Below are 18,101 nucleotides of genomic sequence, written 5' to 3'. Positions count from 1 at the left end.
TCAACAACTTAATCTTGTACCCATTCTACCTCTGTATAAGATAAAATAATACATATGATAAAAAATTATTGAGCACTATTGAGGTTTATTATGCGTTTAGAACAATTACAGCATATTATAGAAGTTTATAATAAAAAATCAATCTCAGAGGCTGCTAGAACCTTTCTAATAAGCCAGCCGCAGCTTAGTCATTCTATTAAACAACTTGAGATTGAATTGGGTTATAAAATCTTTCGCCGCAGCAATACCAACACTATCTTTACAAGTCAAGGTAAGGAAGTCCTGGCTTTGGCTCAGGAGCTGATTAATTATGTCGAAGAAGTCAAAACTTATGCCAGAGGAACTTCTGTATTATATGGGAATATAAGTTTAGCTCTCGGCCCAGCTGTTTTTAATGCCTTTGCCTCTCCCTTGATAACCTACGTACATCAACACTACCCCAATGTAAATCTTGCGATTACCGAAGACTGCGCTAAAGACGTCATCCGTAAGGTAGAAGAAGGGGACAGTATGCTGGGTATTACAGGCTGGCCTAAGGTACAAGAGCATACCCAACTTAAGCTGTTAGATAGTAAAAACATCGCTTATGAAAGAGTTCTGGACACCACCTTTAATGTGATCGTTGGCAATAAGCATCCTTTAGCACAAAAAAAACGCGTGAGCTTATCTGATCTTCAAGAAGTGACGTTTGTCGATTATTATGGGATGAATGAAGCTTTTCTGCGAATGTCCGGCATTGCCCCCAAAAACAATCAATCTCTTTTCGTCTATGACCGGGAAATGCTAAAGTTTATTCTCTCTAACAATAGAGGAGTGGCCATCTTTCCCTCGGTTTTTGCCCTCAATGATATCTATTTTAAACAGGGCCTGCTCCAATTACGGCCTATCGACGATATCCCTGACAATATTAATGCATTTATGTACCTTATCTATTTCAAAAATGAGCCCTTATCGTCTTTATTAGAGCAATTCATTAAGGTCATTAAAGAAATCATCCAAAAAACCAGTCAGTAATACTAAATCCATCTGGAGGCCTTCTATGCGCTTAGAACAGTTTAAGCAAATCCTTAAAATTGAAGAACATCAATCCTTTTCAAAGGCCGCAAAAGCCCTGTTCATCAGCCAGCCTTCTTTTAGCATCTCTATTAACAATTTTGAAGAGGAGCTTGGGTTTAAGCTATTTGAACGCAATAATAAAAGAGTTGTGCCCACTGAACAGGGAAAGGAAATCCTCTCCTTGGCTAAAAAAATTCTAGACGTCGAAGAGAAGATTAAAGGGATTATGGACGGCAATGATGTCTTAATCCGAAATCTTCATATAGCTGTTCCTGCTGCCCTTGCCAATGCTGTTTTTTCACAAATCCTGATTGATTTCCGGGAACTTTATCCTAGTGTCAATCTACATATTCAAGAAGCCCGCTTTTACGAAATTATCGACATGATGGAAAAAGGAGTCTACTCCCTCGGGGTGATATCCAGCCCTAAAAGCCAGGAACAAGAACTCTTGAGGAAGCTCACAGGCAAAGGTATTGCTTGTGAGATCATTCCAGGAGCAGATAATTTAAATATGACTCTTTTTATCAGCAGCCGCAATCCTTTAGCCTGCCAGGAATCGGTCTGCCTAACAGATTTTAAAAACCTTATATCCATTTCCTATAAAGACAACTTTACCATTGCTTTAAAAGAAATGGACGATATCCACAAACACGTATTTGCTTCATCTAATCAACTTTCTCCCTCAAATAAGGAAATAATTGTTCAAGATATCGAACTTGTAAAAATGCTCATCAGTGAAAATTTAGGATATGCAGTTTTCCCGAAGATTTTTGCCATGAATAATTTATATGTAAAAAAAGGCCTGATACAAGCACTTCCTATTCGGGAGTTCCATGAACCCCACAGTTTTTGTATTCTTTATTTCAGCAAAGAGCCTCTCTCCCTTATTGAAAAAGAATTGTTGATTCATGTACGACAATCCCTTAAAAACATTATTATAAATCAGTAGATCATTTTGCCTATAATCCCCAATCATCAGTGCTCTGTATAAACACAAGAAGCTTATCTTGTGTTTATATTATTTTTCACATATTCTTCATAATAAAACCTATATTATACAAACCCATTGCTCCTCTTTAAAATAGAAAGTGATTACAATCACATTTTAATACAGGAGGTTGATACCATGGCAGTTAAACAAACTGAAGACTCCTTAACACCACATCCACTGGTCACCCCCCAACCCGGAATGGACAAAGAACTTATTAAGGTCTTATTCTTTTTTGTGATTGCAGGGTTAGGATGGATTCTACCGGCACCGGCCCCTATTACCCCTATTGGTATGAAAGTATTTTTCGTGTTCATAGCAACAGTATACGGCTGGACTATATCTGAAAAAGTTTGGCCGAGCCTATTTGCCTGCTTAGCGTTCCCTCTTACAGGGGTAGCGACTATGAAAGAATTTGTGGCCATGGGCTGGGGCAGCGATGTCTTTTATTTCATGGTACTTGCCTTTGTATTAGTTAAATTCTTGGAAGAAGCAGGTGTAAGCCAATTCCTGGCTTCTTGGCTCATGAGCCGCAAAGCGCTCCAAGGACATCCTTGGCGTCTGATTTTTATGATCTTGTTCACAGCTTATCTTGTCTGCAGCTTAGTCAATATCTTTATCGGTATGCTCCTAGTATGGCAGATCGTCTATACCATGACCGATACCATTAGGCAAAAACCTTACGATAAATTTCCAACCTTAATGGTCTTTGGAATCGCTGTAATGGGAGGACTGAGCCTTTGTGCCATGCCTTGGGGTGGCAATGCTATCGTGAACCTCGGGGTATATGCCAACCTTATGGGTGAGCCAGGAAACATGATACGCTATATGGCGTTTAGCTTGCCTGTGGGAATAATCTCCATATTCGCCTACCTTCTTCTCTGTAAATATGTTTTCAAACTCGATATCACATCATTAAAAAAATTAACCAGTGACTTAATTAACCCTGAGGATTTAAAAGTAACCCCAATCAAAAAAATCGCTCTGGTTTCTTTAGGAGCTTTCATTGTTCTATTATTGTTACCAAGTATCTTGCCAAAGGGAAATGCTTTTGCTAATCTGCTGAACCATATGGGCGTAGTGGGCGTTATTGTACTGGTCTTTGGCGTACTCTCCCTGATAAAAAGCAACGGCCAGAATATTTTTAACTTCGCAGCGCTGGCGACTAAAGGCGTACCTTGGAACATGGTGGCCATGGTTCTTGTCATCTTAGCCATTGGCGGTTGTCTGATGAACCCCAAAACAGGTGTCAATGAATTCCTCCAGCTCAACGTGGCTCCCATACTTACCAGCTTATCCCCACTCATGTTCGTTGTGGTTATTACCCTTATTACCGTTGTCCTCACCAACTTCATGATTAACATGGTTGTGGTTGCCCTTTTCTTGCCCGTGGTCATCAGCATGTCCGGTACTTTAGGCATCAATCCTGAACAGGTTTCTTATTTAGTTATGGTCGCCAGCAGCTTTGCCATCCTAACCCCGGCCGCCTCTGCTGCCTCCGCGATCTTATTTCCTAATGCTAAGTGGATTCGCCCTAAAGACATCTACCAATATGGATTCCCCACTATAATTGTGATTACTGCTATAGCAATTATATGGAGCTACCTATCAGGCTTGTTTTTGTACTAATTTCAATAAATAAAATGTCCTTTAAGTTTTCCTTATTCGGACTTATCTTCATGAGTTTTAACTCTTATTAAGGCTCGTGAAGTAAGAATCAAATAAATTTAATCTTAGGAGGTCTTAGTATGGGTCATCCAAGCGTACATCCAACAGGAGTCACTATCTACAATCCGGAAAAATGTTTTAATGGCTACACCATCTTTCCTGCCAACGAGCATGGGGCAACCTTAATCGATATGAATGGCGGCGTGGTCAGCTTCTGGAAAGATTTCCAGGGTTTCCCCAACAAGCTGTTAAAAGGCGGCTATATCATGGGCAGCCTTGGAGAAAGAAATGTTCTATGCGGTTATCAGGATCAAATCGATCTGGTCCAAATCGATTGGGACGGCAATATAGTCTGGAAATTTGATAAACATGAATTTATCGAAGATCCCGATGAAGAGCCCCAGTGGATGGCAAGACAGCATCATGATTACCAGAGAGAAGGCAATCCGGTGGGCTATTATGTACCTGGCATGGAGTGTAAAGTAGACAGCGGGAACACTCTCATCCTTACTCATCGCAATTGCTATAATAAAAAAATGACCGACAAGAGACTTCATGACGACACCATCATCGAAGTGGACTGGGAAGGAAATATTGTCTGGGAATGGAAATGTCATGAACACTTTGATGAATACGGTTTCACCAATGGAGCCAAAAACGCCTTATACAGAGATCCTAATATGACCCCGGCAGGTGCCGACTGGATGCACATTAACTCCATCAGCGTCCTCGGGCCCAATAGGTGGTATGATGCGGGAGATGAGCGCTTCCATCCGGACAACATCATTTTTGATGGCCGAGAAACCAATATTTTAGCCATTATTTCCAAAGAAACCGGAAAAATCGTTTGGAAGCTGGGTCCAAACTATGATGAAAATGAGGCCACAAAGAAAATTGGCGTCATCATTGGTCAGCACCATGTTCACATGATTCCGCAAGGTCTCCCTGGGGAAGGAAATATCTTAATCTTTGATAACGGCGGTTGGGCAGGCTATGATAATCCAAACCAATTTAGTTCTACGGGCAATAAAGCGGTTCGCCGTGATTTCTCCCGCGTCCTGGAGATCGATCCCACCACCATGGAAATCGTATGGCAGTTTTCACCTGCTGAGATGGGACATGGGATGCCCTTCCATGCTTCCCATTTCTATAGCCCCTTCATCAGCAGCGCCCAACGGCTGCCTAACGGCAACACCCTCATCACCGAGGGCTCTGATGGACGTTTGCTGGAAGTAACCAGTGAGCACGAACTGGTCTGGGAATACATCTCACCCTATTGGGGAAAACAAATGCCTATTAATATGATTTACCGTGCTTATCGTTATCCCTATGATTATGTCCCTCAATTGGAGAAGCCTGAGGAGGTTGCCATTGAGCGCATGGATAATACCACATTCAAACTCCCCGGCGCTAAAGGCAATGAGCCTCAAAGAGTCATTGAAGTTGCCGGTACTAAAGGCTATGGCGAATCCGTCGGTTTCTGCGTTCAAAAAGATGAGTAATTAAACATTAAAAAGACCGCTGTTCAAGGGACTTAAGTTCATTGGACAGCGGTTTTTAATTCATAACTATTTGCATGCACTGCTCTACCTAGACGGATTTTTTTACATATTCTGGGGAGAATAATTTATTAAGGAGGGTTATGCCGTGCTTAATCGTCGAGAATTTCTTAAGCTGGTGGTCAAAGGCGCAATTCTGGGCAACTTCATCAGCTTAGTAACCCCCGAACTGGAAAAAGCCCTCGCACAAGGAGAAATCAATAAACTTCCCATTATTATGGTGGAGACAGGAACCTGTACCGGTGACAGCATTTCTTTGGATAATATCTGGTCACCCACTCTATCCGATATATTTACCAACATTACTGAATGGCGTTATGACTGGACCATGATGCAATCACAAGGGGAGCTGGCCTACGACGTCTTGTTGGAGATCGAAAAAAATCAAGCTCATGAGTTTGTTCTTCTTGTTCAAGGTTCTATGATTCGCCGGGACGGAGGTCATTATAATTACGCCGGATTGGAAAACGGTCAACTGATCACCGGTCTGGATCTGGTGCGCAGACTGGGGTTAAAAGCCAAATACGTAGTGGCTGTTGGCCATTGCGCTACCTATGGGGGACCCGTCGCCGGTTACCCTAATCCTACACAGTCTACCGGTGTACAAAATATTTTGCCCGAGCGCCGGGTGATCAATGTCTCCGGCTGCCCCGCCCATCCGGATTGGATCATGGGAACTCTCCTTCACTTAGCTCTTTATGGTGAGCCTGAATTGGAGAAATTCGGCCGGCCGAAAATGTTTTTTGGGGAGACTATTCATAATAATTGTCCCCGTCGCCGCTACTACGACCAGGGCATATTTGCCACAGATATCGGTCAGAAAGAATGCCTTTACCGGGTAGGCTGTAAAGGACCGGTCACCTATGCGGATTGTCCGATCCGTCGCTGGAACGATCATTATAATTGGCCTATAGGGTGCAATTCCCCCTGTATCGGCTGTACCGAGCCCGGTTATCCTGACCTTATGGAACCCTTTACCGCCCATTTTCCCGATATCCCTTTTCCAGGAGGAAGCCGGGCGGCAACGGATCGAATCGGCAGGGGGGTCTTGGGATTAGCCACTCTAGGAATCGGTGGTTATTTTTTATCTTCCTTTTACAAGGGCCGCCTTCATCGCAATTTCATCAGGTCCACCATCAAAGAAAAGAAGAAAAAGATTAAGGTAAAAAAGGTTAAATTCTGTCATCAATATCGCCCGAAGAAACCAAAGGAGTGAGCTTGCTGGAAAAGAAAGTTATCTTTCCATTTACTCGCATTCATAATCCAATGTTAGTGGAAGCTTATCTGGAAAACGGAGTTATACAAGAAGCTTTTATTTCGGATACCCTTTACCGAGGCTTTGAGCAGATTCTCGAAGGGCGCCCTGCTTTTGATATGCCTTATTACACTCAGCGCATCTGTGGCATATGTTCCTCCGTTCATGCTGTAGCGGCAGCTTTTGCTGTAGAACAAGCACTTGGCATGACTGTTCCCTCCAATGGATTGATCCAACGCAATCTTATTATGGGCAGTGATTTCCTGCAGAATCATATTCGGCATTTCTATCTCATGAGTATGCCGGATTATTTTAAAGGACCTGACATTCCTCCTTTTACACCTCATTTAGAGGGCGATATCCGATTTAATACTGAAGAAAACCAACGCATGACGGAGCATTATTTTCAAGCTGTGGAGATTTCCCGGGATGCTCATGCCGCCTTCGGTGTATTCGGAGGAAAGGCTCCCCATGGGCACGGAATTGTACCCGGTGGATGCACCATGCATGTGGATGCCGATAAAATCAATCGCTATCGCGGCTATTTGATCAAAATTCTCGAATTTATCAATAATGTTATGATACCCGATATAGAGCTCCTGGTAAAACGCTACCCGGAGTATGTCCACCTGGGAAAAGGCAATGGTAGCTTTCTCTCAGTGGGAGGCTTCACCCAACCGGATGGCGGTACCTTATTTCCTCACGGGATTGTGCTCGAAGATAAACACCAGCCCTTTGATGACCGGTTAATCCTGGAGGAGGTGACAACATCCTGGTATAAACCAACTCCCCCCGCTCACCCTTGGCAGGGAATAACCGAGCCGGACAAGAGTCAACCTCAAGGCTATACCTGGGTTAAGGCTCCCCGCTACCAGGGGCATGCCCTGGAAGTAGGCCCCTTAGCCCGGGCCGTGATAGCCAAGGAAAAAATTATCGGCTATGGCACTCTTGGCCGTCATTGGTCTCGGGTCATGGAAACCAAGAAGATTGCCGAAGCGGCCATGATCTGGCTGGAGCGCCTGGTTCCTGGAGCAGAGACTTTAAATACCAAAGTCCAGCAAGAATCAGGCATGGGTATAGGCTATGTGGAGGCCATGCGAGGGACTTTAGGTCATTGGGTAAAAATCGAAAAAGGACGGGTTAAGCATTATCAAATCATAACACCATCGACTTGGAACTTTAGTTCGCGGGATGAAGCCGGTAACTGCAGTGTAGGAGAATTATCCATTCGCGGCCTCACCATCAAGCATCCGGAATTAAAAGAAGCCGGAAGAGTGATTCGCTCCTTCGACCCTTGCTTTTCCTGCAGTGTGCATCTCATTGACGGAGAACAACTCCGCACTTTAGATATCCGGGTCTGACTATTATAAAAGACTTAAAAAATCGCAAGAACCTAAAAAACTGACTTTACACACAAACGTGAATGGTTCTCGTGGGGTGCGGAGGTGAAATCGTGAAATACAATAAAAAAAACCAAGGTTCCCAACCCCAGCTCAAAATCCGCAAGCCGGTCGTGAAAGAATTAAATAAAGATCAATTAATTAATCATATTGAGATGAGACAACCTGCCTCAGTCCGCTTTTTCCATTGGGGATTTGCCTTTTCTCTTATTGCAATTATTCTTACCGGTTTAATCCTTCATCAGCCCCTCCCCTTTCTGGCGCTGCCCTATAGCAAAGTCTTCGTGATGCATGTGGGCTTTGGCTGGCTTGCCTCGGCCTTTTTCATCTTTCGTTTAGTGGATATGCTTATGCACAAGGATAAAACACTCCTTCTCTCTTGGCAGGATATAAAGAACCTTCCTAAAGTTTTTGCCTATTATTTTTATCTCCGTTCGGATCTTCCTCCTTATGGGCAGTATAATTCAGGGCAAAAAGTGATTTTCACCAGCTGGTTTCTGCTTTTTCCTTTTCTGGTCTTCATCTCCCTAGCCTCCTACTGGGCGGGAGAACGTCTGGATTGGGTTATAAAGCTCTTAGGGGGTATTCAAGTCCTGCGCATAATTAAATATTTTGGAGCTATTTACTTTGCTTCCACCATTCTTCTCCACATTTACCTGGGCCTCACAGAAAATCTTAGCAAACTCCAGTCCATGGTTACGGGGTATGAACAGAAGAACTGTGAAAAAAGCCCCGCATATCAAAGACCAGATTATCATACTAAACGATAGCGAGGCAGGCTGAGCCGTTGAGGCAAACAAAAAAAGTTCCTTACTTAAGGGAACTTTTTTTATCCTTATTTTAATCTATCTTATACTGTACTTAATTCCAGCCTTGTAAGACTGTTCTTAAAATCTTCCCTGAACGGGTCATAGGAAGTTTTTCTTTGATTTTAACATCGATGGTGCACCGAAGGGAAAAATGTTCCCGAACATAGTGAACAACCTCTTGAGTAAAGCGCTCATAGTCCGCATCACTGCCCAGGCCATCTTCCAGTGCCAAATATACGCTTAAAATCTGACACTGTGTAAGATCATCGGACTTAGCCACCACACCAGCTTCTAGAACCCGCGGAAAATCCATTAAAACAGATTCCAACTGATAGTAGCTGATGGTACTCGTTCCCGAACGGAATCCATCCATGAATACTCCGTCCCACATATCTCTTTCTTTTGCTAAAGCGATCTCTGCTCCACCCATTCTAACCCCTCCTCTAAAGACGGTTCCGTTCACTTTAAGGTCTTTTTATTTATTATAGACTGTCATTTCATTTTCCTCTATAATTCTCTCCGAATTGTCTGAATTTTTATGCGAGCGGTTTGTATTCTTCCGCGAAATGCTTGTGAAGCCCAGTATAAGCCACTTTAGGGGTTGAACGCCTTCTCAATTCATCCATAACCGCCTAAAAATTTCCGAGTATAAAATGATACATTTTACCTCACTATTGGGTATAATGGAGTGTAGAGTTCGAAACTGAAAGGGAAGATGCATCTTGCCGTTACATATTCATTTTGTTGGAATCAAAGGAACAGGAATGAGTGCTTTGGCTCAAGTTACCGCTCATATTGAAGGAGCCCATATTACGGGCTCAGATGTTCCGGAGCGCTTCTTTACTGATGCGGTTCTGGAGCGTGCTCATATTCCTGTTCTTAACTTTTCCGCTGCCAATGTTGAAAAGGCTGATATTGTTGTAGCCTCAGCTGCTTATGGTGAAAATCATGAAGAAATCGCCCGGGCGCGGGAATTAAATATTCCTGTCTATTCCTATCCACAATTCTTGGGCAGGCTCATGTCCAAAAAACGGGGTATTGCCGTCGCCGGTACCCATGGTAAAACGACTACCACAGCCATGATTGGGCTGGCTCTCCTTCAATCGGGAATTGACCCTACCATTGTGGTGGGCAGTGATGTTCCCAGCATCGGCGGAAATGCCTATTCTGGTCAAGGCGATTTCTTTCTGGCCGAATCCTGTGAATACCGTCGTCATTTTCTGAATTATTCTCCAGAATACTTGATTATTACGAATATCGAGTTTGATCATCCGGATTATTTCAAGGATTTAGATGATGTGGTGTGTGCTTTTTCGGAAATCGCCCAGAAGATACCACCCCACGGCAGGATTTTCATCTGGCATGAAGACCCTCAAAGAAAAGCCATTCAAGCTCAATCACCGATCATAACCTTCGGGTTGAATGAGGAAGCCGATGTCTATGCTACCAATATTCAGTTCCATGATGAAGGAAGCACTATGACCATCGTCGCTCATGGAACTGTACTGGGAGAATTCCATCTCCATGTCAGTGGCAAGCATAATATTCTCAATGCCTTGGCGAGCATCGCCCTGTGTTTGGAAATCGGCGTTCCTACGGAAAAAGTACTGGAGTCATTAAGCCATTTTAATGGCACCAAACGCCGCTTCGAACATATTGGACAGAATGCCGGAGCCCTTATCGTCGATGACTATGCTCACCATCCCACGGAAATCCGCTCAACCCTTGAAGGTGCAAGACTCTCCTTCCCTGACCGCCGTATTCGGGCCGTATTCCAGCCCCATACCTTTAGCCGCACAGAAAAGCTCCTCCAAGAGTTCTCCCAATCCTTCCAGGCTGCTGATGAAGTGGTCATCGCCGAAATTTTCGCTTCCGCCCGGGAAACAAATCTCAATACCATTTCAGCTTCCTCTCTGGCGGATTTAATCAGCCAGCAGGGAGTCAATGCCCGTTATATCCACTCCCTTGAAGAAATTCAAACTTATCTTGCCCAGACCCTTTCCCCCGGGGATCTGGTTCTGACCCTGGGTGCAGGGGATATCTATAAGGTGGGGCAAAGTTTAGTGTGCTGAACAAGTAGGCCGATAGGCCAACTCTATGACTATTCTATTGGGTTGAGATTGTTTTAGATTCCTTAGCCTTGAATCACAGTATTTGCTGTATTTCAGGGCTTTCTTACATTGCCTCCGCCGCAAATCAGAGCAAACTTTTCGTAGTCTGGGCTTACTATGGTATACTATAAATTAAAAGCTGATAGATAAGACCTTCACTGGTGAAGGAGGGGTAACATGGCTCAGGCCACTCGTGCAGAACGGGAAAAGAAGACCGTCAAGGTTATGATCATGCTCTATTGTAAAGACAACCATAAGCCCATTGGCGACCTGTGTGCAGAATGCCAGGAACTCTTGACTTATTCCCAGAAGCGGGCAGAGCATTGCAGGTTTGGAGAAGATAAGCCGGTCTGCGGTGATTGCACCGTACATTGTTATAAAAAGGATATGCGGGAAAGGATTCGCACTGTTATGCGTTACGCAGGCCCCCGAATGATCCTCCATCATCCGTTGATGACTATACAGCATGTTATTGATAAAAGGCATAAGCCGCAGATTGGAGAAGATAGGATTGGCTGACAGGTTCGAAAAACTAAGGAATGGCCCCATATAGAGGCCATTCCTTTTTACATAGTGACAGATCTCGAATAAGGTGCTCTTCTTCCGATCTCCCTCACTATTTCCTGCCAATCCTGGCAACGGATAATTCCTGAGGACAGTTCTCCTTGGTTATAGCTGGCGTCCAAGAGAAGCACAGGTACTCCTGCTTCAGAGATTGCCTGGGCATTCCCCAGAAAATCCTCGAGGAATATCTCCAGCTGCCATTGCAGTACATAATCCACTTTGCTTTGGAAGCCTGTAAAGAGGATCTGTTCATGGGGTATCTTGTGCTTTTTCAGCCAACGAAGAGTATGGACTTCCTCATCCAGGGATCGGGCGGTAACATAGACCACTTCATGACCCTGGCGGAGGAGCCTTTCAATGCCTTCCTTAGCCCCGGCTACCGGGTCGGGAATATCGAACAAGGTGGCCACATTATCTTCGAAGTACTTCCCCATTTCCTCCCAAGACACACCAAAATCCAAATGCATATCATAATTTTTCAGTTCTAAGATATTGGTCCCAAAGTGCCGGTTCAGCTTTCCGAGCCAAGCTTTATAGCTGTCGGAAACTACCCCGTCGATGTCTACACCTATTCGCAAAGGACTGTCCTCTCCTTTAAATTATTCTTAGCGCATTAATTCTTCTAATTCCAGAGGCTCTACCCGGCGTCCGTCTTTATAGGCCCGCATATTTCCTCCGGAAATCTCATCGATTAAAGCAATTTGCTTATCATCACCGATTCTGCCGAACTCAAATTTGATGTCATAAAGTTCCATACCTTTTTGTGCTAACTCTTCCTTTACGATTCCCGCAATCTTCTGAGTTAGTTCTTTCAACACTTTATATTCGTCTTGAGACAAAATTCCCAGCATATCTAAAGCGTCTTCAGTAATGGGGGGATCATTTCTATCATCATCTTTCAGGGTCACTTCCACAAAAGCATCTAAAGGTTGTCCATCCTGAGCATATTTCCCGTAGCGGCGCAGAAAACTTCCCACTGCCCGATAACGGCAAATGACCTCCAAGCCTTGTCCGAAAGGAGTGGCTTTTTTTACTTTCATGGTGCCCGCTTCCAGGTCGGCATCGATATAATGGGTTGGGATGCCCAGAGCGTTAATTTTCTCAAAAAAATACTTGGTCAGCCGCAGGCCTGCTTTTCCTGCTCCTTCGATTTGCAGCCCTACAGTGTTGGCACCCGGATCGAAGACCCCATTTTCCCCAGTGACATCATCCTTGAACTTCAGCAAGCAGTTGCCGTCTTCTAAGGCATAGACATCTTTTGTTTTTCCCGTATAAACCAATTCCATCTGTTTCTACCTCTTTCTTTTATTGCTTTATATTTTTGCATGCTTAGTTAGGGCATTTTATATTTTATAGCATACCATTTTTACCCAGCGAAGGCTAAGAAATGACACGCCCTATAATTTGGGCAGCTTAGGCAGTTCCAAGGCTGGGGGGAGCTGTCTTTTATGCTCACTCTGCTGATGCATTTTTTCAATCTTCTCTTGCCTCTCTTCAGGTACCCCTTCTCCAAGAAGATAGCGATCGATCAGGTCGTAGGTAATGCCCATTTCCTGTTCATCAGTTTGCCCTTCCCACAATCCAGCTGTGGGAACCCGATTCACTATTTTTTCCGGAAGCCCTAGCTGGGCGGCCCAGGCTCGTACTTCAGCCTTGGTCAGAGAGGCAATCGGGAGAATATCCACTCCCCCATCCCCATATTTAGTAAAATAACCTGTATAGGCCTCAGGAGCATTGTCTGTCCCCACCACAAGATAATTAAGGGAGTTAGCTACGGTGTATAAGGTGGACATACGCAGGCGTGCCTTAAGGTTTCCTTGGCTTAATTGCTCCTCGAAGGTATATTCTTGAGCGGTGAGAGCCTTCTTGACCGAAGCCAGGATGCCCTGGTGAGCTTGAGTCAAATCGATTTCAACGGCCTTGAGAGATAATGCCTCTGTCGCAAGCCATGCATCTTCTCTGTCCATAGGATTGGACCCCGCCGGTAGTATGACTCCGATGGAATTGTGGGGAAAAGCCCGTTTACATAACCCCGCCACCACTGCGGAATCTACCCCGCCTGAGACACCGATCACCAGCCCTTGGGCACGAGCTTCTTGGACACGCTCCCGGAGCCATTCTACAGCCCGGTTAATTCGTATTTCTAATTCCTCAGCACTCCACATAGTTTTTCCTCCTTGTAAGATATTCCTTGAAGCGGTTCACTATGAACCGCTTTTTGAACAAATCATTTGGATAATCTTTTAGTCTGCTCTTCCTCTATCTTAGTACTGATTTCCAGGAGCAGGGACTGCCTTAGCTCGAAGAGCTTCGGCGATAAGTCCACGATATAGCGGTGTGGGTTAACCAGACGTTTCACTTCATCCCATAAGGTCTCACATTCGTGCTGGGCGTAGGTCTGGATATCTTTGAGATAGGGCAGTTCATAGACTCGCCTGCCCCCCCGGAAAACCGGCCTCAGGAGCTCCCGGGTCTTAAAATCAGTGAGGGTTTTGCGCTTCCATGTCTCAATAGGGTCGAAGATGGTTAAGGGTTCTTCAAAATGCTCATCCTCTAAGGCAATTAAATCCGCCATGGCTTTTCCGCGCCGATCGTAAAAGCGCACGATCTTCTTAATACCAGGGTTGGTTATCTTGGAGATATTCTCCGAGACTTTAAGGCGGGGCTCAAAGACCCCCTTCTGGCCTTCGGCCGAGAGCTTGTAGACTCCGCCTAAAGCCGGGGTATCCTTGGAGGTAATTAAGTGAGTGCCTACCCCCCAGGAATCGATAGCCGCCCCTTGAGCGCGAATAGCTGAGATGGTATGCTCATCCAAATCATTGGAGGCCACAATTCGTGCATGTTCAAGGCCTGCTTGATCCAACATTTTGCGGGCTTCCCGGGAAAGATACGTTAAATCGCCGCTATCAATGCGGATGCCTAAAAAGCGATGTCCTTCCGCCTCCAGCTCCAGCCCTACCTTGATGGCGTTGGGGACTCCGGATTTAAGCACATTATAAGTATCAACTAAAAGCAGGCATTGATCCGGGAAGGTTCTGGCATAGGCCCGGAAAGCTTCCAGCTCGTCAGGAAAGCACTGAATCCAACTATGGGCTTGAGTTCCCGATAGGGGGATGCCATAGCGTTTTCCAGCCAGCACATTGGAAGTAAATTGGCACCCTCCGATAAAGGCCGCTCGCGAACCTAATATCCCGGCATCAGGTCCCTGGGCCCGTCTTAAACCAAATTCCATGACACTTCCTCCACCGGCAGCAGCTACTACCCGGGAGGCTTTCGTGGCAATAAGCGTCTCAAAGTTTATTATATTAAGGAGCGCTGTCTCGATAAGCTGAGCTTCAAGGATCCGGCCTTTCACCCGCACCAACGGTTCATAGGGAAAAACCACAGTCCCCTCAGGAACGGCATCTATATCGCCATGGAATCGGAAATCCTTCAATAGATTAAGAAACCCCTCATCGAATATGTTTAATCCCCTGAGATAAGCCATGTCCTCTGAAGAAAACCGCAAATTTTCAATATACTCCACGACCTGCTCCAGGCCCGCAGCTATAACATAACCGCCCCCACTGGGGATTTTGCGAAAATAAAGATCAAAGACCGCTTCCTTATTTTCATAACCATTTTGGTAATAGCCTTGCATCATCGTGAGTTGATATAAATCAGTTAACAGAGCAACATCCTGCACTTAAGCAGCCCTCCTCTTTCCTGGTAGGACATATTTACACACATTTGTTCTCATTTTATCCCCACAAAGGAAGAATCTATCCCAATTTATCCCCGTGAACCTGTGACTTATTCTGTAGTTATCCACAAAGTTATCCACACTATGCACAGAGTTTTTTAAAGTTCTCTTTACAAATAAGCTTGTGCCCCTTGATTTTCAGGATCTCTTGCTTTTAATTTATACCCCGTATAGGTATTATTCAAGCTTATCCACAGGTTTTTCCACTTATCCACATTATCCACCTGTAAATTGTTCCAAAATATGCTCCGTCCAGAGAATAGCTTGAGCCACGCTTTCGGGAGAAGGACCGCCGGGAATATGGCGTTGACGGACACAGTACTCAATGCCGATGCTTTCAAAAAGATCTTCAGCAAATACGTCCGAATGCTCCTGGAACTCCTTTAAAGTGAGATCTTCCAGGCCACAGCCCCGTTTAGAACAGTAAAGGACCAGCTTGCCCACGATTTCATGGGCTTCTCTGAAGGGAACATTTTTCTTGGCCAGATAATCCGCTAAATCCGTGGCGTTGGTGAAGCCACCCTTGGCACCTTCAGCCATAGCTTTTTTATTGACCTTCATGGTGCGGAGCATGGGCTCTACCACAAGGAGAGATTTCTGGATGGTATCCACCGCATCAAAAACCTGTTCCTTATCTTCCTGCATGTCCTTATTATAAGCTAAAGGAAGCCCTTTCATTACGGTAAGCAAAGCGACTAGATCACCATAGACACGGCCCGTCTTGCCACGGACTAATTCGGCCACATCGGGGTTCTTCTTTTGGGGCATAATGCTGGAGCCGGTGGAGTAACCGTCATCCATAATCACAAATTGAAACTCTCCCGTGGACCAAAGAACCAATTCCTCGCAAAGCCGGCTGAGATGCATCATTAAGATGGAAGCCGCACTGAGGAATTCCAAAGCAAAATCCCGGTCACTCACCCCATCGAGGGAATTCCAGGTGATGCCGTCAAAACCCAGCTCTTGGGCCACCATCTCCCGCTCTAAGGGAAAGGTGGTTCCCGCTAAAGCTCCGGAGCCTAAAGGGGATACATTAAGCCGTTGGCGAGTATCCTTTAGCCGGCCTAAGTCACGGAGAAACATTTGCGCATAGGCCATCATATGGTGGGCAAAGGAAATAGGTTGGGCCTTTTGCAGGTGGGTATAGCCCGGCATATAGGTCTCCTGATGCTCTTTGGCAAGGTCCAAAACGGTCCGTAGAAGAGCAATCAGCAGCTCCTGGGTATGGTCAATTTCTTCCCGCAGAAACAGACGCAGATCCAGGGCTACCTGATCATTGCGGCTGCGTCCCGTATGAACTTTCTTCCCTACGGTCCCTACCCGCTCCGTGAGCAGTTTCTCTACATTCATATGAATGTCTTCGGCCCCGATCTCGAATTGGATTTTTCCCTCCCGAATGTCGGTTAAAATGCCTTTAAGTCCTTCAATGATTTGCTGTGCTTCTGCCGAGGTCAGGACCCCGATCTCTCCCAGCATCCGCGCATGGGCGATGCTCCCTTGAATATCCTGCTTGTACAACCGTTGGTCAAAGGAGATTGAGGAATGAAAATCCTCCACTAAGGCATCTGTTGATTTTTCAAAACGACCACCCCAAAGTTTCATCTATGCTTCATCCTTTCCTGTAAAAAACTTTCATGTAAGAAAAGCGCCCCGAGGGCGCTTTCTCTCTCTTATCTGCTTATCCACACAGTGGATAAGCCAACTTACCTTATCTCAACCCTGATTTCTTTTCCATTAACGCTCTTACTTTAAGAGGAAGACCGAAGAGATTGATGAAACCTTCAGCATCCTTTTGGTTATAGACCCCATCCCGTCCGAAGGTAGCAAATTCTTCACTATAGAGGGAGTAGGGGGATTTCACACCGGCTAAGCTGCAATTGCCTTTATAAAGCTTCAGGCGTACCGTTCCGGTGACATTTTTCTGGGTAACATCCACGAAGGCATCCAGGGCTTCCCGCAAAGGAGAATGCCAAACGCCGTCGTAAACCAATTCAGCGTATTTCAGGGCGATTTGCTCCTTATAATGAAGGGTCAAACGATCCAAGGTCAAATGTTCCAGGGCTTGATGAGCTGTATAGAGAATGGTACCACCGGGAGTCTCATAAACCCCCCGGGATTTCATTCCTACTAAGCGGTTTTCCACCATGTCCACAATGCCAATGCCGTGTTTGCCGCCAACCTCATTGAGAGTCTCCAAAAGCTGAACAGGACCTAACTTTTCTCCGTTTAAAGAAACAGGAATACCTTGTTCAAAATCCAGTTCCAGGTACTCGGCTTCGTCGGGAGCATCTTCCGGTGAAACCCCAAGGAGATAGAGATCCTTTTTGGGCTCATTCCAAGGATCTTCTAAATCGCCTCCTTCATGGCTGAGATGCCAGACATTGCGGTCCATACTGTAAGGGCGATCTTTCGTTACAGGGACAGGAATTCCCCTCTCAACAGCATAGTCAATAGCATCTTCCCGGGACTTGATATCCCAAATCCGCCAAGGAGCTATGATCTCCAGATCAGGATTTAAGGCTTTGACAGCCAGCTCAAAGCGAACCTGGTCGTTTCCTTTTCCCGTGGCACCGTGAGCAATGGCCACAGCTCCCTCTTTTGCCGCAATCTCTACTAAACGTTGGGCAATCAGGGGACGGGCAAAGGAGGTTCCCAAAAGATATTTGCCTTCATAGACAGCTCCGGCTTTTAGGGTGGGGTAGATGAAATCAGTAACGAATTCTTCTTGCAGATCTTCGATATATAATTTACTGGCTCCGCTCTTAATCGCTTTTTCGTGGAGAGGCTCCAGCTCTTCTCCTTGTCCCAGGTCAGCGGCCATAGCAATGACTTCATAGCCATAATTCTCTTTCAGCCAAGGGATGATGATCGAGGTATCTAATCCTCCGGAATACGCAAGCACTACCTTTTTCATAGGGATAACTTCCTTTCTTAACATGTCATCTATAG

Annotated in this window: 16 protein-coding genes; 9 read left to right on the top strand and 7 right to left on the bottom strand. The window is 45.3% G+C overall.

Annotated elements, in window-relative coordinates; all coding sequences use genetic code 11:
* Window positions 1-90 precede the first annotated feature (90 nt).
* From DHAF_RS04070 to DHAF_RS04040, 7 genes are all read left to right on the top strand, one after another.
* On the top strand, window positions 91-1,014 hold the full coding sequence (locus DHAF_RS04070) for a LysR family transcriptional regulator (RefSeq protein ID WP_015943048.1): 924 nt from the start codon (window positions 91-93) through the stop codon (window positions 1,012-1,014).
* A 25-nt stretch (window positions 1,015-1,039) separates the two neighbouring features.
* Window positions 1,040-2,005 (top strand): LysR family transcriptional regulator, encoded by a 966-nt coding sequence (locus tag DHAF_RS04065; RefSeq protein ID WP_005808597.1) that lies wholly within the window; start codon window positions 1,040-1,042, stop codon window positions 2,003-2,005.
* Window positions 2,006-2,182: 177 nt separating this feature from the next.
* On the top strand, window positions 2,183-3,673 hold the full coding sequence (locus tag DHAF_RS04060; RefSeq protein ID WP_015943047.1) for an SLC13 family permease: 1,491 nt from the start codon (window positions 2,183-2,185) through the stop codon (window positions 3,671-3,673).
* A gap of 119 nt (window positions 3,674-3,792) precedes the next feature.
* Window positions 3,793-5,214 (top strand): aryl-sulfate sulfotransferase, encoded by a 1,422-nt coding sequence (locus DHAF_RS04055; RefSeq protein WP_015943046.1) that lies wholly within the window; start codon window positions 3,793-3,795, stop codon window positions 5,212-5,214.
* Window positions 5,215-5,359: 145 nt separating this feature from the next.
* Window positions 5,360-6,487 carry a hydrogenase small subunit gene (locus tag DHAF_RS04050; RefSeq protein WP_005808601.1) on the top strand — a complete coding sequence of 376 codons (1,128 nt, stop codon included), beginning with the start codon at window positions 5,360-5,362 and terminating at the stop codon, window positions 6,485-6,487.
* Entirely contained in the window at window positions 6,484-7,887 is a 1,404-nt protein-coding gene (locus DHAF_RS04045; RefSeq protein WP_005808602.1) for a nickel-dependent hydrogenase large subunit, read from the top strand. Before DHAF_RS04050 ends, DHAF_RS04045 begins: the two co-directional genes overlap by 4 nt.
* 62 nt (window positions 7,888-7,949) lie before the next feature.
* A complete protein-coding gene (locus DHAF_RS04040) occupies window positions 7,950-8,696 on the top strand; it encodes a cytochrome b/b6 domain-containing protein (protein WP_041271916.1) in 747 nt (248 codons plus the stop codon).
* Between the two features lie 91 nt (window positions 8,697-8,787).
* On the opposite strand, the gene DHAF_RS04035 is transcribed toward DHAF_RS04040, so the two are convergent.
* Window positions 8,788-9,165 carry an AMP-binding enzyme gene (locus tag DHAF_RS04035; protein ID WP_015943043.1) on the bottom strand — a complete coding sequence of 126 codons (378 nt, stop codon included), beginning with the start codon at window positions 9,163-9,165 and terminating at the stop codon, window positions 8,788-8,790.
* Between the two features lie 292 nt (window positions 9,166-9,457).
* Between DHAF_RS04035 and murC the strand changes: the two genes are divergently transcribed.
* Window positions 9,458-10,807, top strand: a complete 1,350-nt coding sequence (gene murC, locus DHAF_RS04030; RefSeq protein WP_018214193.1) for a UDP-N-acetylmuramate--L-alanine ligase — start codon at window positions 9,458-9,460, stop codon at window positions 10,805-10,807.
* A gap of 216 nt (window positions 10,808-11,023) precedes the next feature.
* Entirely contained in the window at window positions 11,024-11,365 is a 342-nt protein-coding gene (locus DHAF_RS04025) for a nitrous oxide-stimulated promoter family protein (protein ID WP_011459318.1), read from the top strand.
* Window positions 11,366-11,412: 47 nt separating this feature from the next.
* On the opposite strand, the gene DHAF_RS04020 is transcribed toward DHAF_RS04025, so the two are convergent.
* The 6 genes from DHAF_RS04020 to DHAF_RS03995 all read right to left on the bottom strand — a co-directional run bounded on the left by DHAF_RS04020 (window position 11,413) and on the right by DHAF_RS03995 (window position 18,090).
* Window positions 11,413-11,988 carry a 5' nucleotidase, NT5C type gene (locus tag DHAF_RS04020; RefSeq protein ID WP_011459317.1) on the bottom strand — a complete coding sequence of 192 codons (576 nt, stop codon included), beginning with the start codon at window positions 11,986-11,988 and terminating at the stop codon, window positions 11,413-11,415.
* 27 nt (window positions 11,989-12,015) lie between these two features.
* Window positions 12,016-12,696 carry a phosphoribosylaminoimidazolesuccinocarboxamide synthase gene (locus tag DHAF_RS04015; RefSeq protein WP_005808611.1) on the bottom strand — a complete coding sequence of 227 codons (681 nt, stop codon included), beginning with the start codon at window positions 12,694-12,696 and terminating at the stop codon, window positions 12,016-12,018.
* Between the two features lie 111 nt (window positions 12,697-12,807).
* Window positions 12,808-13,575, bottom strand: coding sequence for an NAD(+) synthase (gene nadE / locus DHAF_RS04010; RefSeq protein WP_005808614.1), 768 nt, complete (start codon window positions 13,573-13,575; stop codon window positions 12,808-12,810).
* 62 nt (window positions 13,576-13,637) lie between these two features.
* A complete protein-coding gene (locus tag DHAF_RS04005; RefSeq protein ID WP_005808616.1) occupies window positions 13,638-15,095 on the bottom strand; it encodes a nicotinate phosphoribosyltransferase in 1,458 nt (485 codons plus the stop codon).
* A 273-nt stretch (window positions 15,096-15,368) separates the two neighbouring features.
* The gene (argH, locus tag DHAF_RS04000; protein WP_005808617.1) at window positions 15,369-16,754 is read right to left on the bottom strand and encodes an argininosuccinate lyase; all 1,386 of its coding nucleotides are present in this window, start codon (window positions 16,752-16,754) and stop codon (window positions 15,369-15,371) included.
* A gap of 106 nt (window positions 16,755-16,860) precedes the next feature.
* Window positions 16,861-18,090, bottom strand: a complete 1,230-nt coding sequence (locus DHAF_RS03995) for an argininosuccinate synthase (protein WP_005808619.1) — start codon at window positions 18,088-18,090, stop codon at window positions 16,861-16,863.
* Window positions 18,091-18,101 lie beyond the last annotated feature (11 nt).

This window comes from Desulfitobacterium hafniense DCB-2 (assembly GCF_000021925.1).
GTDB lineage: Bacteria > Bacillota > Desulfitobacteriia > Desulfitobacteriales > Desulfitobacteriaceae > Desulfitobacterium > Desulfitobacterium hafniense.
Note: the sequence above shows the minus strand (reverse complement) of the source record. Positions and strands in the feature narration are given on the sequence as shown.

Coding starts and splice junctions, on each gene's coding strand:
- DHAF_RS04055 (WP_015943046.1), top strand. CDS start 3,793: ATGGGTCATCCAAGCGTACATCCAACAGGAGTCACTATCTACAATCCG.
- DHAF_RS04025 (WP_011459318.1), top strand. CDS start 11,024: ATGGCTCAGGCCACTCGTGCAGAACGGGAAAAGAAGACCGTCAAGGTT.
- DHAF_RS04060 (WP_015943047.1), top strand. CDS start 2,183: ATGGCAGTTAAACAAACTGAAGACTCCTTAACACCACATCCACTGGTC.
- DHAF_RS04070 (WP_015943048.1), top strand. CDS start 91: ATGCGTTTAGAACAATTACAGCATATTATAGAAGTTTATAATAAAAAA.
- nadE (WP_005808614.1), bottom strand. CDS start 13,575: ATGTGGAGTGCTGAGGAATTAGAAATACGAATTAACCGGGCTGTAGAA.
- DHAF_RS04035 (WP_015943043.1), bottom strand. CDS start 9,165: ATGGGTGGAGCAGAGATCGCTTTAGCAAAAGAAAGAGATATGTGGGAC.
- DHAF_RS04040 (WP_041271916.1), top strand. CDS start 7,950: ATGGTTCTCGTGGGGTGCGGAGGTGAAATCGTGAAATACAATAAAAAA.
- DHAF_RS04065 (WP_005808597.1), top strand. CDS start 1,040: ATGCGCTTAGAACAGTTTAAGCAAATCCTTAAAATTGAAGAACATCAA.
- argH (WP_005808617.1), bottom strand. CDS start 16,754: ATGAAACTTTGGGGTGGTCGTTTTGAAAAATCAACAGATGCCTTAGTG.
- DHAF_RS04015 (WP_005808611.1), bottom strand. CDS start 12,696: ATGGAATTGGTTTATACGGGAAAAACAAAAGATGTCTATGCCTTAGAA.
- DHAF_RS03995 (WP_005808619.1), bottom strand. CDS start 18,090: ATGTTAAGAAAGGAAGTTATCCCTATGAAAAAGGTAGTGCTTGCGTAT.